General features: G+C 65.9%; 15 protein-coding genes. 11 read left to right on the top strand and 4 right to left on the bottom strand.

Annotated elements, in window-relative coordinates; translation table 11 throughout:
• Positions 1 to 41 precede the first annotated feature (41 nt).
• Together FZZ93_RS12105 and FZZ93_RS12110 are read left to right on the top strand one after the other, a co-directional pair.
• A complete protein-coding gene (locus FZZ93_RS12105) occupies positions 42 to 872 on the top strand; it encodes a helix-turn-helix transcriptional regulator (protein WP_149322586.1) in 831 nt (276 codons plus the stop codon).
• Between the two features lie 13 nt (positions 873 to 885).
• Entirely contained in the window at positions 886 to 1485 is a 600-nt protein-coding gene (locus tag FZZ93_RS12110) for a LysE family translocator (protein ID WP_149322587.1), read from the top strand.
• A 15-nt stretch (positions 1486 to 1500) separates the two neighbouring features.
• Here FZZ93_RS12110 and FZZ93_RS12115 read toward each other — a convergent pair whose 3' ends face one another.
• Complete coding sequence (locus FZZ93_RS12115) at positions 1501 to 1716, bottom strand: hypothetical protein (RefSeq protein WP_041601837.1); 216 nt, start codon at positions 1714 to 1716, stop codon at positions 1501 to 1503.
• A gap of 120 nt (positions 1717 to 1836) precedes the next feature.
• Between FZZ93_RS12115 and FZZ93_RS12120 the strand changes: the two genes are divergently transcribed.
• The 3 genes from FZZ93_RS12120 (at position 1837) to FZZ93_RS12130 (ending at position 6323) form a co-directional block, all read left to right on the top strand.
• Complete coding sequence (locus FZZ93_RS12120; protein ID WP_149322588.1) at positions 1837 to 2637, top strand: TlpA disulfide reductase family protein; 801 nt, start codon at positions 1837 to 1839, stop codon at positions 2635 to 2637.
• Positions 2638 to 2758: 121 nt separating this feature from the next.
• Entirely contained in the window at positions 2759 to 5692 is a 2934-nt protein-coding gene (rapA, locus tag FZZ93_RS12125) for an RNA polymerase-associated protein RapA (RefSeq protein WP_149322589.1), read from the top strand.
• A 157-nt stretch (positions 5693 to 5849) separates the two neighbouring features.
• Positions 5850 to 6323, top strand: coding sequence for a nucleoside deaminase (locus FZZ93_RS12130; RefSeq protein ID WP_149322590.1), 474 nt, complete (start codon positions 5850 to 5852; stop codon positions 6321 to 6323).
• A 61-nt stretch (positions 6324 to 6384) separates the two neighbouring features.
• Here FZZ93_RS12130 and FZZ93_RS12135 read toward each other — a convergent pair whose 3' ends face one another.
• Complete coding sequence (locus tag FZZ93_RS12135) at positions 6385 to 7293, bottom strand: TIGR01777 family oxidoreductase (RefSeq protein ID WP_149322591.1); 909 nt, start codon at positions 7291 to 7293, stop codon at positions 6385 to 6387.
• A 139-nt stretch (positions 7294 to 7432) separates the two neighbouring features.
• On the opposite strand from FZZ93_RS12135, the gene FZZ93_RS12140 reads away from it, so the two are divergent.
• The 5 genes from FZZ93_RS12140 to fabB all read left to right on the top strand — a co-directional run bounded on the left by FZZ93_RS12140 (position 7433) and on the right by fabB (position 12208).
• The gene (locus FZZ93_RS12140) at positions 7433 to 7801 is read left to right on the top strand and encodes a sirohydrochlorin chelatase (RefSeq protein WP_149322592.1); all 369 of its coding nucleotides are present in this window, start codon (positions 7433 to 7435) and stop codon (positions 7799 to 7801) included.
• Between the two features lie 84 nt (positions 7802 to 7885).
• A complete protein-coding gene (locus FZZ93_RS12145) occupies positions 7886 to 8833 on the top strand; it encodes a MerR family transcriptional regulator (RefSeq protein WP_149322593.1) in 948 nt (315 codons plus the stop codon).
• Positions 8834 to 8843: 10 nt separating this feature from the next.
• Positions 8844 to 10256, top strand: coding sequence for a deoxyribodipyrimidine photo-lyase (phrB, locus tag FZZ93_RS12150; RefSeq protein ID WP_149322594.1), 1413 nt, complete (start codon positions 8844 to 8846; stop codon positions 10254 to 10256).
• A gap of 208 nt (positions 10257 to 10464) precedes the next feature.
• Positions 10465 to 10980 (top strand): 3-hydroxyacyl-[acyl-carrier-protein] dehydratase FabA, encoded by a 516-nt coding sequence (gene fabA, locus FZZ93_RS12155; protein ID WP_149322595.1) that lies wholly within the window; start codon positions 10465 to 10467, stop codon positions 10978 to 10980.
• A gap of 13 nt (positions 10981 to 10993) precedes the next feature.
• Entirely contained in the window at positions 10994 to 12208 is a 1215-nt protein-coding gene (gene fabB / locus FZZ93_RS12160) for a beta-ketoacyl-ACP synthase I (protein ID WP_149322596.1), read from the top strand.
• A gap of 82 nt (positions 12209 to 12290) precedes the next feature.
• On the opposite strand, the gene FZZ93_RS12165 is transcribed toward fabB, so the two are convergent.
• Complete coding sequence (locus FZZ93_RS12165) at positions 12291 to 13058, bottom strand: lysophospholipid acyltransferase family protein (RefSeq protein ID WP_149322597.1); 768 nt, start codon at positions 13056 to 13058, stop codon at positions 12291 to 12293.
• Positions 13055 to 13948, bottom strand: a complete 894-nt coding sequence (locus FZZ93_RS12170) for a sugar nucleotide-binding protein (protein WP_187774525.1) — start codon at positions 13946 to 13948, stop codon at positions 13055 to 13057. The genes FZZ93_RS12165 and FZZ93_RS12170 overlap by 4 nt, the downstream gene beginning before the upstream one ends.
• 243 nt (positions 13949 to 14191) lie before the next feature.
• Here FZZ93_RS12170 and FZZ93_RS12175 point away from each other — a divergent pair, with 243 nt between their 5' ends.
• Positions 14192 to 15358 (top strand): arylamine N-acetyltransferase family protein, encoded by a 1167-nt coding sequence (locus tag FZZ93_RS12175; protein WP_149322599.1) that lies wholly within the window; start codon positions 14192 to 14194, stop codon positions 15356 to 15358.
• The last annotated feature ends 32 nt before the right edge of the window (positions 15359 to 15390 follow it).

Consider the following 15390-nt stretch of genomic DNA (forward strand, 5'->3'; position numbering starts at 1 on the left):
GTGGCGTAAAGGGCACAGACGCCGCCCGAGGAGGTGCGACCTTGACGCAACGGAGCCAATTCCGCTTCACCAGAAGCCGGCATGTGCCGGGGCTCACCATGCTGCGCGCCGCAATGAGCGACTTCAGCTACGATCGCCATGCCCACGAGGAATATGCCTTCGGCGTGACCCTGGCCGGGCGCCAGGACTTCTTCAGCGGCGGCGAGTATCACCGCAGCCGCCCGGGCACCATCATCGAGTTCAATCCGGATGAGGTGCACGACGGCCAGGCCGGGGGCAACGATACCCTCGACTATGTGATGCTCTACGCAGACCCGGCGCAACTCGCGCCGCTGTTCGCCAGCGCGGCGGGCCGTGAGAGCGCCAGCCAGTTTCGCGCCGCCGAGACGCTGATTCATGACGGTGCGTTGCGTGGCGAGATCCTCGATCTCGCGCGGCGAATCGATACCGACACGGGCAGCCGCATCGACCAGGAGTACGCGCTCTACCGGATCGCCGCCCGATTGGTCCAGCGGACCGGCAACCTGGATGAGGACGTGTCGACGGGACGCACCGACAAGCTGCTGGAGCGGGCAAAGACATTCATCCATGCCCATGCCGAGCACGACATTTCCCTCGAGGAGATCAGCCAGGCGGCCCATCTCTCCAAGTATCACTTCCTGCGGCTGTTCCGTCGCCAGTTCGGCATCACCCCGCACCAGTACGTGCTCAACTGCCGCATCAACGCCGCCCGCTCGGCCCTCGATGCAGGCCACGAGCTCAACGACGTGGTCGGCCGCTACGGCTTCGCCGACCTGAGTCATTTCAACCGTCGCTTCAAGCGCATCTATGGCATGACGCCGAGGCAGTACCAGCGCAACGTCATCGTCTGACCGGGACCCCATCATGATCGAGATCCTCGCCTATGCCATTGGCGTGATGTACACGCCTGGGCCAGTGAACCTGTTTGCCCTGAATTCCGGCCTGAATGGCCGCTTTGCCTCGTCACTGGGCTTCTTCGCCGGCGTCGGCACGGCCATGCTGCTGCTGTTGCTATTCGGCTGGGTGGGGGCGCGCTGGGTGCGCGGCGATGCCTTGCTGGTGATCAGTGCCCTGGGCTGCCTCTACATCGCCTATCTGGCCCTCAAGGTCATGCGAGCCGAGGTCAGCATCGACGGAGCAACACAGGGCACCCGACTACGCTTTCGCGATGGCCTGGTCATGCAGTTGATGAACCCCAAGGGGCTGCTGGCCACTCTGCCCATCGCGACCCTCCAGTTTCCCCACGCGGGCATCGAAGGGCCTGCACTGCTGTTCGCCTCCCTGGGGCTTGCGGTGCTGGCCTCCGGCGCCCCCGGCAGCTATGCCCTGGCAGGCTTCCTGGCCGGCCGACGCCTCGGGAACCCGCGCGTCTTCAAGGCCCTCAACCGGGTCATGGCGGTCCTGCTGATCGGCGTGGCAGGTTCGATCGGCTACGAGCACGTCTACCTGCCGCTGCACGCGTGAGTGCTCAACGCTTAATCACGACATATCACGCCGCTTGCGAGCCTTATTGCGCCGATACAGCCGCACCAGGGCGATCCACAGGGCGGCCACGACCATGGCCGCCAGCGTCCAGCCCTGCCAGGGGCGGGCCGCGTCGCCCATCACGGTCTCCAGGGTGATGATGAGAATGAAGCCCAGCGCCTGGCTGGCAATGGCCAGGGCGCGGAGGGTGTCGAAGGCCGGTTGTGCCATGAATGCTCCCGCTGGATGACAGCCCCGCCCACCGGCAGTAGGCTTGGCAAAACGAATCCGCCAAGTGTAACCGGTCCGGCGCAGCGCGCCGACCCTTGACCCGGAAGCCAGAACCTCGCCATGGATGCTATCGCCCTGGGGCCCGTGCTGCTCCCACTGCCCCGCCTCTACGCCCTTGCCGTCACTCTGTTGCTGCTGGCCCTCAGCGTCTTCCTGCTCGGCCTGCCCCGACAGCGACACGTGCGCTGGTTCAATGGCCTGCTCATCGTCTGGCTGGTGGCAGCCAGGCTCGGCCATGTCGCCCTGCATCCGGCGGCCTATGCCGAGGCGCCACTGGATATTCTCAAGTTCTGGCAGCCCGGCTTCCAGGGCGTGGTGGGGCTACTGGCGGCACTGGCCTGGACGCTGTGGTCACTGCGCGACCGTCTCGGTGCCCTGCTCGGCGCCACGGGACTGACCATCGGTGCCTCGCTGCTGTGGCTGGCCCTGACGGCACTGGCACCGCTGGGTGGCGGCATGGCCCTGCGCCAGTTGCCCGACATCACCCTGGAGAACCTGGAGGGAGAAAGTGTCGAACTGGCCTCGTTGAGCGGCGAGAAGGTGTTGGTCAACCTCTGGGCCACCTGGTGTCCGCCCTGTCGTCGGGAGATGCCGCTGCTCGACGAGGTCGATGACCGCGCAGGCGTCACCGTGGTGGTGGTCAACCAGGGCGAAGACCTGCTGCCAGTGGTGCGATATCTCGATGAACAGGGCCTCGAATTCACCCATGCTCTGCTCGATCCGCGCCAGACGCTGATGGTCGAGAGCGAGTCCCCGGGCCTGCCCACCACCCTGCTGTTCGATGCCGAAGGTCGCGGCGTGGCCCAGCACGTCGGCGAGCTCACCCGCGCCATCCTGGACGACTGGCTGGAACCACGCTGAACGGCACTCGGGAGACTTAAGCCACGGCCGGCTTTGCTGTAAGATGTCGCGCCCTATATCTCGCGGCCCTCATCTCATCGCGGCCGCGACGCGAGACATGATCCCTAGCACCCGAGGCACCATGAGCGACTTCTCTCCCGGCCAACGCTGGATCAGCGACGGCGAGGCCGAACTTGGCCTTGGCACCATCCTCAACTGCGACAACCGCAGCGTCACCGTCCTCTTCGGCGCCAGCCAGGAAACCCGCACCTACAGTAGCCGGCAGGCTCCCCTGACTCGAGTGGTCTTCGGCAGCGGCGACCGCATCCAGTCCACCGACGGCTGGCACCTGATCGTCGACGACAGCAAGGAAGCCAATGGCCTGATCACCTACATCGGCGAGAGCGAACAGGGCGAACTCTGCGAGCTACCCGAGGCCAAGCTCGCCGATACCATGCAGTTCGATCAGGCCAGGGATCGACTGCTGACCGGTCAGGTCGACCGCAACGACTGGTTCGACCTGCGCTTCAGGACCTTGCATCACTATCATCGCGTCGAGCAAAACCCCGCCCTGGGCCTGGCTGGCCCACGCGTCGACCTGATTCCCCACCAGCTCTACATCGCCGACGAGATCGCACGCCGACCGTCGCCGCGCGTGCTGCTGGCCGATGAAGTGGGGCTGGGCAAGACCATCGAGGCCGGCCTGATCCTGCACCGCTTGTTGCTCACCGGCCGCGCCGAGCGCGCCTTGATCCTGGTACCGGCCAGCCTGACCCACCAGTGGCTGGTGGAATTGCTGCGCCGCTTCTCGCTGGAAGTCACCCTGCTGGATGAACAGCAGAGCCTGGCCCACGGCGATACCAACCCCTTCGAGGCCGGCCAGCTGATCCTGGCCAGCCAGGACTGGCTATTCGCCGATCCGCATCGCCAGGCCCAGGCCGAAGCCTGCGACTGGGACCTGCTGATCGTCGACGAAGCTCACCACCTGGAGTGGTCCGAGGAGCGCGTCGGCCCTGGTTACGCCTGTGTCGAGCGCCTCGCCGGCAGCGTGCCCGGCATACTGCTGCTCACCGCCACGCCGGAGCAGATGGGCCAGGAGAGCCACTTTACGCGGCTGCGGCTGCTCGACCCGGACCGCTACCACAACCTGGCCGACTTCCAGGAAGAGGAGCGCCACTACATCGAGGTCGCCGAAGCCATCGATGCCCTGGAGCGCCTGCCCGACCAGGAGGATGAACGTCAGCGAGTCGCCGCGGTGATTCACGAAGCCGACAGCCAGGCCCTGCTGGACACCCTGGCCTCGCCGGAAAGCGACGCGGCACAGCGCGACGACGCCCGCGGTCAGTTGCGCGACCAGTTGCTGGACCGCCACGGCACCGGCCGGGTGATGTTCCGCAACAGTCGGCGCCACGTCGGCGGCTTCCCCGAGCGCCGCCTGCATGTCGAACGCCTCGAGCCGCCCGCCGCCTACCGGCGCGTGCTGCGTCGCCTGGGTCGCGACGAGGATTACCTGGACGAACTGCTCATCGAGAGTGGCCTCGACCATCCCGAGGTACTGGTCTATCTGGACACCATGTACCGGGCGCTGGCCAACGATCCCCTGAATGCCGAGCCCTGGTGGCAGATCGACCCGCGAGTGACCTGGCTGCTCGAGCGCTTGACCGAGCTGGGCGACGACAAGGTGCTGGTGATCGCCCATGACCGCGAGACCGCCATCGGCCTGGCCGAGGGACTCCGTGTGCTCGGCGGCATGCACGCCCCGGTCTTCCACGAAGGGCTTTCGCTGGTGGAGCGCGACCGGGCAGCGGCCGCCTTCGCCGACGAGGAGGATGGCTGCCAGGTTCTGGTGTGCTCGGAGATCGGCTCCGAAGGCCGCAACTTCCAGTTCTGCCATCACCTGGTGATGTTCGATTTGCCGCTGCATCCCGATCAGCTGGAACAACGCATCGGCCGTCTCGACCGGATCGGCCAGCGCCACCCCATCGAGCTGCATGTGCCGGTGTTCTCGGACAGTCCCGGTGAGCGGCTGCTGCGCTGGTACCGCGACGGCATGGACGCCTTCAGCGCACCGCATGGCCTGGGCAGCGATATCTACACCGCCTTCGGCGACGCCCTGGCCGATGCCCTGCTCGACGAAGAAGCGCTGGAAGAAGTCATCGACGAAACCCGGAGCTTCTTCGAGTCCCGACTGGCCGAGCGTGATGCCGGCCGCAATCGGCTGCTGGAACTCAACGCCTGCCGTCACGAACGTGCCGAGGCCGTCATTGCATCGATCCACGAGTTGGACACCGATCGCGCCCTGCGCCGCTATATCGACCAGGCCCTGGACATCTTCGGCGTCGACAGCCAGGACCTGGGCGGCGACATCCAGCTTCTGCAACCCAGCCCGCAGATGCTCGATGGCCTGCCCGGCCTGGTAAAAGGCGAGGAAGGCTTCTCGGCGACCTTCTCCCGGGAACGCGCCCTGGCCCGCGACGATGTCCAGCACCTCAGTTGGGAGCACCCGCTGACCCGCGAGATGATGGCCCGCATCCTCGAAGGCTCCATGGGCAACACCGCCCTGGCACTGCTCAAGCATCCGTCGATTCCCGGCGGCCGCCTGATGGCCGAACTGGTCTTCCGCACCCATTGTCCGGCGCCCAAGCGGCTGCATCTCAACCGCTTCCTGCCGCCCACCGCGGTTCGCGTGCTGCTCGATGAATCCGGCGCCAACCTTACCGACAAGATCTCCTTCAGCGGCCTGTCGAAGAACCTGAACAAGGTCAAGAAGGCGGTGGCTCGCGACCTGATCAAGAGCCGTCACGCCCAGCTCCGCGAGCTGCTCGACCGCGCCGAGACCGAGGCCGAACGCGAACTGCCGAGCATCGTCGAGGCCGCCCAGGACCGCATGCGCACCGCCCTCGATACCGAACTGGCTCGCCTGGAGGCCCTGGCGCAACGCAACCCCTCGGTGCGCGAGGACGAACTGACCGCCCTGCGCGACGAACGCGCCACCCTGGATGCCGCCATCGAAGGCACCCGGCTACGCCTCGACGCCGTGCGCGTCATCGTCACCGTGGACGAAGACTCCCGCTAAACACGGAGCAAGGTCGTTACGACGCAAGAGCGAGCGCCGAACCATTCGGGCTTCGGCGCTCGCCGCGCTCTGACCGGGCCTGGATCGACAACCCGGCACCTATCGTCGATATTGGTTCGGCCACCTCTGCTCCATTCGAACCCGCAGGAGTCACACCATGCTCGACGATACCGACATGAAGCATCTCCGGCGCTGCGTGGCACTCGCGGCCGAGGCGCTGGAGCACGGCGACGAGCCCTTCGGCAGCGTGCTGGTCGGCGCCGATGGCGAGGTGCTGGCCGAGGATCGCAACCGCATCGCCGGTGGCGATTCGACACGTCATCCGGAGTTCGCCCTGGCACGCTGGGCCGCGGAAAACCTGCCCGCCGAGTCCCGAGCCGCCGCCACCGTCTATACCTCGGGCGAGCACTGCCCGATGTGTGCTGCCGCCCATGCCTGGGTGGGCCTTGGGCGCATCGTCTACGCCAGTTCCTCGGCGCAGCTCACCGCCTGGCTGAACGAATGGGGCATCGCCCCTCCGCCGGTTCGACCGTTGCCCATTCAGGACATCGCGCCGGGCATCGAGGTCGACGGCCCGGCTCCCGGCCTGGACGACGAGATCAAGGCCCTGCAGCGACGCTGCCACGCCTGACGCCCTCGCGCTTCCTCGCTGGCGGCCCCGACCGGCGCGTCAGTCATGGTCGCCTCCGCGCTCACCCTCGTCCGATGATGTCGTCCAGCGCCTCGGCAAGCGTCGGGAAGCGGAAGGTGAAGCCCGCCTGTTCGAAGCGCCGGGGGCGCATGTCGGCACCGGTCAGCAACAGCCGGGACATCTCGCCGAACACGCCTTCCAGCACCCAGGCGGGCACGGGCAGCAAGGTGGGCCGATTCAGTCGTTGTGCCAACTGCCGGCTGAACTCGGCATTGGTCACCGGCTGCGGCGCGCTGCCATTGAAGGCGCCCTCGTGCGCTTCGTGCTCGAGCAGAAAGACGATCATCCGCACCAGGTCCTGACGGTGGACCCAGGGCATGAATTGTCGCCCATGCCCAAAGCGGCCACCCAGGCCGAGACGGAACGGCGGCAACATGCGCTGCAGGGTACCGCCGCCTTGATCGAGCACCAGCCCAATACGCAGGATGGCCAGCCGAGTCCCGTAGTCCGTCACATCCTGGGCGGCCTCTTCCCAACGCCGGCACAGCCGGTGAGCGAACTCGTCATGGGGCGGCGTCTCCTCGTCCACCTCCCGCTCGCCCTGGTCGCCATAGAAGCCCATGGCCGAACCCGACACCATCACCCTGGGCGCTGTCCCTGTGTGCGACAACTGCTCGCACAGGGTGACCAGCTCGTGGGTGATGTTGACCCGTGAATCGATCAGACGCGCCTTTTGGGACTCGCTCCAACGCCGGGCGGCAATCGGCTCACCCGCCAGATTGACGACGGCATCCGGTGGCGTGTCGACGAAATCCAGCGCCGAGCGGCGGATGTCGGTGCCACTCGGCAGGCGCTCGCGCACACGCTCGGGGGTTCGCGACACAACCATCGGCCGATGCCCGTTTTCCTTCAACAACGGGCAAAGCGCCTGTCCCACAAAACCGCTACCGCCGGTGATCAATACGCGCATGGCTATCTCCTTGATGGCGGTGTGTTATACAGCCTTTGTACACCTTTGTTAGTCTAGCTGAGCGACGGCGATGCCTGCATCGCCATCGACGCTCAATGACTCGTTTTCTGCCCCGACATGACCCGCTGGAGGTGCCGACATGAACAAGGCCTTGATCCTGATGGCCCACGGCTCGAGCGACCCGCGCTGGCGAGAACCCTTCGAACGCTTCTATCAGGCCCTCGATGCGCGGCTTGCCACGCCATTGCGGCTGGCTTATATGGAGCTCAGCGAACCCTCGCTGGAGACGACCGTCGCCGAGCTGGCCGACGCTGGTACCGAGCGCGCCGAGATCCTGCCGCTGTTCTTCGCCGCCGGTCGTCACCTGCGCAAGGACGTGCCGGCTAAGGTGGAAGCTCTCGGCACTCGACATCCCGACATCGCCCTGACGCTGCTGCCTCCCGTAGGCGAACATCCCGATTTCATCGAGGCGCTGGCGGCGGTGATCGCCGAACGTGCCGGAGAATGAAGCCGTCGGGTTGTACAACACACTCACCTTGTACAACACTTGTGGTGACAGCACATCACCCTACCACCACATCATGAGGCCCGCATGAACGACAAGGCGAACCTCCCGGGCGACACGCCCCGCTACCCGATTCGCGAGGTCTCGCGTCTGACCGGCGTCAACTCGGTCACCCTGCGGGCCTGGGAGCGCCGCTATGGCCTGCTGCGCCCTCATCGCACCCCCAAGGGCCACCGGCTCTATGCCCGCGAGGACATCGAACGCGTCGAACACATCCTGCAATGGCTACACCGCGGCGTCCCAGTCAGCCAGGTGCGTGAACTGCTCGAGCAACCCGATGCCCCGGCGAGTCATCGCCCCGGCGCCGACGACTGGACGAGCCAACACCAGCAGTTGATCGCCGCCGTCGAAGCTCTGGATACCGCCCGCCTGGATGCGCTGTTCAACCAGAGCCTGGCGCTCTACCCGGCCGATGTGTGTGTCGAGAAACTGTGGCAACCGGTCATTCACAACCTGGAGGAGCGCTGGGACGAGCGCTTGGGCGCCACGCTGCAACGCCGAACTCTGGAAGCCTTCCTGCGCACACGCATCGGTACCCGCCTCTACCATGCCAATTCCCGGGCCGAGAAAGCGCATGTCCTCGTCGCCCCGCTGCCCGAGGCCGACAGCCCCTTGACGGGCCTGCTGGCCGCTCTTCTGATCAGCGAGCAGGGCCATCGCGTCCAGTGGCTGGACGCGCCCCTGCCGTTTCAGGAGTTGAACCTGGCGGAGGAACGTCTGGGTGTCGATGCCCTGCTGCTGGCCAGCAGCAAGGCCGAGAAGCCCGATCTGATCAGGCGCCAACTGCCCCGGCTCGCCGACCAGTTGGGCGTTCCCCTGGCGCTGTGTGGTCCAGTGGCACGCATCCGGGCTTCGGATCTCGCGGATAGCCGAGTCGTCATTCTGGGCGACGACCTCCCCGTCGCCGCATCACGCCTGAATGACCTGCTGGCCAATACCCCACACAACGAGACCGGAATGCACCTGAATGAATAGGGAGCCCTCGATGCCCCCCAGCCTGGTCTGGTTTCGCAGTGATCTTCGCGTGCATGACAACACTGCCCTGGCCGCTGCAGCTTCGAAAGGCCCCGTAGTGGCCGTTTTCCTGCGCAGCACGGCCCAGTGGCTAGAACATGGCCACGGCGCCAACAAGTTGGACTTCTGGCATCGTGGCGTCCTCGCCCTGCGGGCTGCCCTCCACGGGCTGGGAATTCCCCTGCTGCACCGCGATATCGACGACTTCGCCACCGCGCCGAATACCTTGCTGGCCCTGGCCCGCGAGACCGGCGCCCGCCGACTGCATTTCAATCACGAGTATCCACTCAACGAGAGGCGTCGCGATGCCAGCGTCGTCGACGCCTTCGAGGCCGCCGGGCTCAGCGCCGTCGGCCACCATGACGGGGTCGCCTTTGCGCCGGGAGAGCTGCGCACCGGCAAGGGCGACTTCTATGGCATCTTCACGCCCTTCGCCAAGGCCTGGCACCGGCAGGTGACACCAGAGCGCCTCGCGCTGCGCGATCCCCCCGCCCCCCAGGCACCCTTGCCCATCGCCAGCGACCCGGAGCCCGAATTCCCGACGCTCGACACAGCACCCGCCGGTCCGGAAAACTGGCCCGCCGGCGAGGACGCCGCCGCCGATCGCCTGGCGCGTTTCCTGCGCTTGCGCGCTCGTCACTATGCCGAGCGACGGGACTTCCCTACCGAGGCCGGCACCAGCGGCCTTTCGCCTTATCTGGCACTGGGCATGATCTCCCATCGTCAGTGCCTGCAGGCGGTGCTCGCCGAGAACGACGGGGGGCTCGCCGAAGGCGACGCCGGCCTGACCGCCTGGGCCAACGAGCTGATCTGGCGGGAGTTCTATCAGCACGTTGCGGTCGGCTTTCCCGAGGTGTGTCGTCATCGCGCCTTTCAGGCACACACCGAGGCATTGCCGTGGCGCAACGACACCTCGGCATGGCGAGCATGGGCCGAGGGGCGCACGGGTTATCCACTGGTCGATGCCGCCATGCGCCAGCTCCTTGCCACCGGCTGGATGCATAATCGACTGCGCATGGTCACGGCCATGTTTCTCGCCAAGCACCTGCTCATCGACTGGCGCCACGGTGAACGCTTCTTTCTGCACCATCTGGTGGATGGCGAATTCGCCGCCAACAACGGCGGCTGGCAGTGGGCCGCCTCCACCGGCACCGATGCCGTGCCTTATTTCCGCATTTTCAATCCCACCACCCAGTCGCGTCGCTTCGACCCCGACGGGCGCTTCATCGCCGAGTGGCTACCCGAACTGGCCGATCTGCCCGCCAAGGAGCGTCATGATCCAGCCCCCGCACAACGCGCGGCCAGACACTATCCCACGCCGATCGTCGAGCACCGTGCCGCCCGCGCTCGCGCCCTCGAAGCCTTCAAGGGGCTGACGCGTTGAGCCCGGATACACGCGAGATGACTCGACCTCATCCCCTCCCGATCAAGGCCCCGGCGGGTTGTGAGCTTGCCGTCGTCGAACCATGAGGTGAGGCAACCGGCCCGCGCGGCGTGCATTCGACGAACGCGAACAGTAGACTAGGCGATGCCGCCTGGCGGTCGCATGCCGTGAAACGGCATACAGTAATCTCGACTCTCGGAACGATTCAGTGACCAAGCAACATTCCTTTGATCGCGAAGCACTGCTGGCATGCAGCCGTGGCGAGCTGTTTGGCCCCGGCAACGCCCAACTGCCGGCACCCAACATGCTGATGCTCGATCGCATCGCACACATCCACGAAGAGGGTGGCGAATACGGCAAGGGCGAAGTGATCGCCGAGCTGGATATCCACCCGGACCTATGGTTCTTCGATTGCCATTTTCCCGGCGACCCGGTGATGCCGGGCTGCCTCGGCCTCGACGCCATGTGGCAGCTGGTCGGCTTCTACCTGGGCTGGCTAGGCCACCCGGGGCGCGGCCGTGCCCTGGGCTGTGGCGAGGTCAAGTTCAGTGGTCAGATTCACCCCGATGCCAAGAGGGTGACCTACCGTATCAACATCAAGCGCATCATCACCCGGCGCCTGATTCTGGGCATGGCCGACGGCACTCTGGCTGTCGATGGCCGCGACATCTATCAGGCCAATGACCTGCGGGTCGGCCTGTTCACCTCCACCGCGAATTTCTGATCAGGAGGCTCCCATGCGACGAGTGGTAGTCACCGGCCTGGGCATCGTGTCCTGCCTGGGCAACGACGCACAACAGGTTCTCGAGGCGCTACGCCTGGGGCGGTCAGGCATTCGCTTCAAGGACGACTACGCCGAACGTGGCTTCCGCAGCCAGGTCGCCGGCGTTGTCGACATCGACCTGGAAACCTTGGTCGACCGCAAGCTGCGCCGCTTCATGGGCGACGCGGCCGCCTATGCCTATGTCTCCATGGCCCAGGCCATCGAGGATTCAGGCCTGGCACCGGATCAGGTCTCCAACGAGCGCACCGGCCTGATCGCCGGTTCCGGCGGCGCCTCCAGCGCCAACCAGGTGGAGGCCGCCGATGTCATGCGCGAGAAGGGCCTACGCCGCGTCGGACCCTATCGCGTTACCCGCACCATGGGCAGCACCGTCTCGGCCTGCCTGGCCACGCCCTTCCAGATCAAGGGCGTCAACTACTCGATCTCATCGGCCTGCGCTACCTCGGCCCACTGCATCGGCAACGCCATGGAGCAGATCCAGCTCGGCAAGCAGGATGTGGTTTTCGCCGGCGGCGGCGAGGAAGAGCACTGGACGCTGTCCTGTCTGTTCGACGCCATGGGCGCGCTGTCGACCCAGTACAACGAGTCCCCCGAGTTGGCCTCCCGCCCTTATGACCAGGCCCGCGACGGCTTCGTCATTGCCGGCGGCGGCGGCATGCTGGTACTCGAGGAACTGGAACACGCCAAGGCCCGCGGCGCCAAGATCTATGCCGAGCTGGTCGGTTACGGCGCGACCTCCGACGGCCATGACATGGTCGCCCCCTCCGGGGAAGGCGCGGTGCGCTGCATGCGCCAGGCATTGGCCACTGTGGATGGCGATATCGACTACATCAACACTCATGGCACCTCCACACCAGTGGGCGATGTGGCCGAACTCAAGGCCGTGCGCGAAGTCTTCGGCGATACCACGCCGGCAATGAGCTCTACCAAGTCGTTGACCGGCCACTCGCTGGGTGCCACCGGGGTGCAGGAAACCATCTACTCGCTGTTGATGATGGAACACGACTTCATCGCCGCCTCGGCCAACGTGGACAATCTCGACGAGCAGGCCGCCGGCTTCGATATCGTCACCGAACGGCGCGACGCCTCGCTGGAGCGCGTGCTCTCCAACAGCTTCGGATTCGGCGGCACCAACGCCTGTCTGGTGCTGCAGCGATATCGCGACTGACGCTCATGATGCTGAAATCAGCATGACGTAACGAAGAGGACGCCCCAGGGCGTCCTCTTCGTTTTTCGGCTCTCGTCTGACGTCAGCCCGGCTGGATTTCGCCGTCAGAGGAGGCCTGGCGTTCGTCGCGCGGCCGCGGCACCTCGGAGATCTCGGCGAGTTGCGCCTCGATCCAGGCCTCGGTCTCGGCCAGCACCTCTTCCGCGCTGCGCCCGACGGTCTCGATGGGTTCGCCGACCACCAGCGTCAAACGCCCCGGGCGCTTGACCCAATGATGCCCCGGCCAACGCTCACCGGCGTTGTGGGCCACCGGCACCACCGGCATGCCGGCCCGGCAGGCGATCACTGCCCCGCTCTTGTTGTAGCGTCGCCGCTGGCCCGGCTCGACTCGGGTGCCCTCCGGGAAGATCAACACCGAAAGCCCTTCCTCGAGACGCTGCTTGCCTTGGGTCAGCACCTGCTTCATGGCACGAGCAGGCTTGGAGCGATCCAGCGCGATGGGATGCAGCAGGCGCAGCCCCCAGCCGAAGATCGGGATATTGAGCAGCTCCTTCTTGAGCACCGTGCATACCGGCGGCTTGAGCAACTGCAGGTAGACCGTCTCCCACTCGCACTGATGATTGGCCAGCAGGACACAGGGGCCGTCGGGCAGGCGCTCGCGGCCACGCACGTCGTAGCGCACGCCACAGACCAGCCGGAACCAGGCGATGATGAAGTGGTTGTAGAGGTTGAGCAGGCGATAGCGGCTCGCCAGCGGCAGGAAGGGGGCGGGCGGCAGGAACAGCACGCCGCAGATGAGCATGGCCAGAAAATAGCCGATATAAAACACCGTGCTACGAATCACATTCATGCTTTCCCGGACTCCTCTTCCGTGCCAGCTTCCTCATCCCTCGCCAGACACCACAGGTCCAGCATGCGCCCCACCTCAAGTCGCCAGGGTTTCTGGTGGACGCCGAAAACCTCCAGCACGCGACGGCAGTTGAGCACCCGGCGCAACGGCTGATCATGGTGATGGCTCAGCGCCTTGACGCTACCCAGCTCGACCGACTCGCCGCGCCCCTCGAGACGCGTGGCCAGTTGGGTACGAACCATCGAGACGAAGGTATAGGCGCTGACCGGCTCCGTACCGGCCAGGTGATAGCTGCCCCAGGCATCGGCGCCGCAATGTTGCTGCTGCAGCATGCCGATCAGCGCCATGGCCACGGCATCGGAAGACGTGGGGCAGAAGATAACGTCCGAGGCGGCACGCACCTCCTCACCATTCGCCAGGCTGTCGAGCAATTCGCCGAGCCAGGCATGGCTGCCCTCCAGGGCGAAAAGCGGCCCGACTCGCACGATCAGGTGACGAGGCAACTCGGCACGAATACGCTCGCCCGTACTCACCAGGCGTCTCAGGCCATCATCCCGGGGCTGGGGCACCACATGCTCATCGATGACCCCTTCGAAGCCTTCCTCGTAGAGCTGGTCGGAAACGCACCAGACCAAGGGGACATCGCGCTCACGACAGGCCTGCATGCAGGCTTCCACGGCTTCGGCATGCGCCGTCACCGAGGCCGGATCGGCACTGATCGGATGCGACAGCGGCGGGATGATCAGAGCGTCGGGGGCGACTTCATCAAGGCGTTCGGGCGCCAGGCCCAGTCTGGGTTCGATGACCAGCTCGACATCGCTGCGCCGGTTACTTTCGCGGGCCAGCGCCAGGCTAAGACAGTGACCGGCGTCCAGTATCAGTAACTTCACGGCGGCTCCTTGCTCGATCATGGGATGACCGCGTCACATCACGCGCCCTGGCGAATGGCGCATTGGCGGTCCAAGGCCCCGCATTTTACACGATCTCCCGGAGACACGCGGCCACTTCATCGACGCTCGTCCTCCATCCGCCGCCGAGAGGGTGTTCGCCCCTGATGCGACCCTTGACCTCAACCATGCTTGAGGATCTATAAACTGGCGTATCACTCGACCCAGTCCCAGGAGGCATGCCAGATGTCACAGTCCATCGATTCCATTGACGGCAACCGATCACACCATGCACCGGCCCAGAACCAATATGCCAACCCGGGCAAGGCCAGCACAACGAAACGGGCCTTGCTGCTGGGTTACGCGCCCCAGACTCTGGAGGCGCTGCGCGATGAGCTGACCGAGCTCGGTGTCGCAACGGGCGGTACGGCATCGCTCGTCTCCCTCGAGAGTCCCGAGTTCGACGTCGCACTTCATGCCCCTGGCACCTCCTCGGCCGAACGCCGCCAGGCCCGCGAACTCCTCGGATCACACGCATCGCTCATCGAGGCCCCGGCAGCGCTCGCCGTTTCCCGGGCCGCCTCGGCCCTCGAAGGCGAAGCACCGCCCACCATCGACCTGGACGCCTACTGCACACGAATCGGCTATCGGGGCCCCCAGGAGGCGACCTTCCACACTCTGGCGGCCTTGCAGGAACAGCACCCCGCCGCCATCGCCTTCGAGAACCTTGATGTCCTGCTGGACAAGGGCATCGACCTGGCGCCCGAACACATCGATGCCAAGCTGATCGACGGCCAGCGCGGCGGCTACTGCTTCGAGCACAATGCACTCTTCAAGCGCGCCCTCACGGCCATGGGCTTCCAGGTGGACGGGTTGATCGCGCGCGTGCTCTGGCAGGCTCCGGCGGGCAGCGCTCCCAACCTGCCGACCCACATGGCGCTGCGCGTCTGGCTGGACGATACCCCCTGGCTGGTCGACGTCGGCTTCGGCGGCAACATGCCCACGACGCCGCTCGACATGACCACCAGCGCGCCACAGCCGACGCCCCATGGGCTCTACCGAGTGCTCCCCTTCGGCGATGGCTGGCGGCTGCAGGTATGGATCGAGGATCGCTGGCGTTCTCTCTATGAGCTGGCACCAACACCGCAGCTCGACATCGACTACGAACTGCCCAATTGGTACACCGCCACGCATTCCAGCTCGCACTTCCGGTATCACCTGACGGTGGCGCTCAGCACCCCGGAGGCACGCTACAGCCTGGCGGATCGGCGACTCACGGTACGCACGACCGACGGCCAGCAGACACGTACCCTGCTGGACGCCGACGGCCTGGCACGCACCCTCCACGAAACCTTCGGCCTGGCCGTCAGTCCCGACTGGCGGCCGCTGCTCGAGCGCATTGCCGAGAGCTGAATGGCGCTGGCACGCCGGACAGCGAAACGCCC

The organism is Halomonas eurihalina, assembly GCF_008274785.1.
GTDB classification, from domain to species: domain Bacteria; phylum Pseudomonadota; class Gammaproteobacteria; order Pseudomonadales; family Halomonadaceae; genus Halomonas; species Halomonas eurihalina.

Excerpts from the sequence above, each read along its gene's own strand:
- FZZ93_RS12135 (WP_149322591.1), bottom strand. The coding sequence starts at position 7,293 with ATGCGCGTATTGATCACCGGCGGTAGCGGTTTTGTGGGACAGGCGCTT.
- FZZ93_RS12115 (WP_041601837.1), bottom strand. The coding sequence starts at position 1,716 with ATGGCACAACCGGCCTTCGACACCCTCCGCGCCCTGGCCATTGCCAGC.
- fabB (WP_149322596.1), top strand. The coding sequence starts at position 10,994 with ATGCGACGAGTGGTAGTCACCGGCCTGGGCATCGTGTCCTGCCTGGGC.
- FZZ93_RS12175 (WP_149322599.1), top strand. The coding sequence starts at position 14,192 with ATGTCACAGTCCATCGATTCCATTGACGGCAACCGATCACACCATGCA.
- FZZ93_RS12110 (WP_149322587.1), top strand. The coding sequence starts at position 886 with ATGATCGAGATCCTCGCCTATGCCATTGGCGTGATGTACACGCCTGGG.
- rapA (WP_149322589.1), top strand. The coding sequence starts at position 2,759 with ATGAGCGACTTCTCTCCCGGCCAACGCTGGATCAGCGACGGCGAGGCC.
- FZZ93_RS12120 (WP_149322588.1), top strand. The coding sequence starts at position 1,837 with ATGGATGCTATCGCCCTGGGGCCCGTGCTGCTCCCACTGCCCCGCCTC.
- FZZ93_RS12140 (WP_149322592.1), top strand. The coding sequence starts at position 7,433 with ATGAACAAGGCCTTGATCCTGATGGCCCACGGCTCGAGCGACCCGCGC.
- FZZ93_RS12165 (WP_149322597.1), bottom strand. The coding sequence starts at position 13,058 with ATGAATGTGATTCGTAGCACGGTGTTTTATATCGGCTATTTTCTGGCC.
- phrB (WP_149322594.1), top strand. The coding sequence starts at position 8,844 with ATGCCCCCCAGCCTGGTCTGGTTTCGCAGTGATCTTCGCGTGCATGAC.
- FZZ93_RS12145 (WP_149322593.1), top strand. The coding sequence starts at position 7,886 with ATGAACGACAAGGCGAACCTCCCGGGCGACACGCCCCGCTACCCGATT.
- FZZ93_RS12130 (WP_149322590.1), top strand. The coding sequence starts at position 5,850 with ATGCTCGACGATACCGACATGAAGCATCTCCGGCGCTGCGTGGCACTC.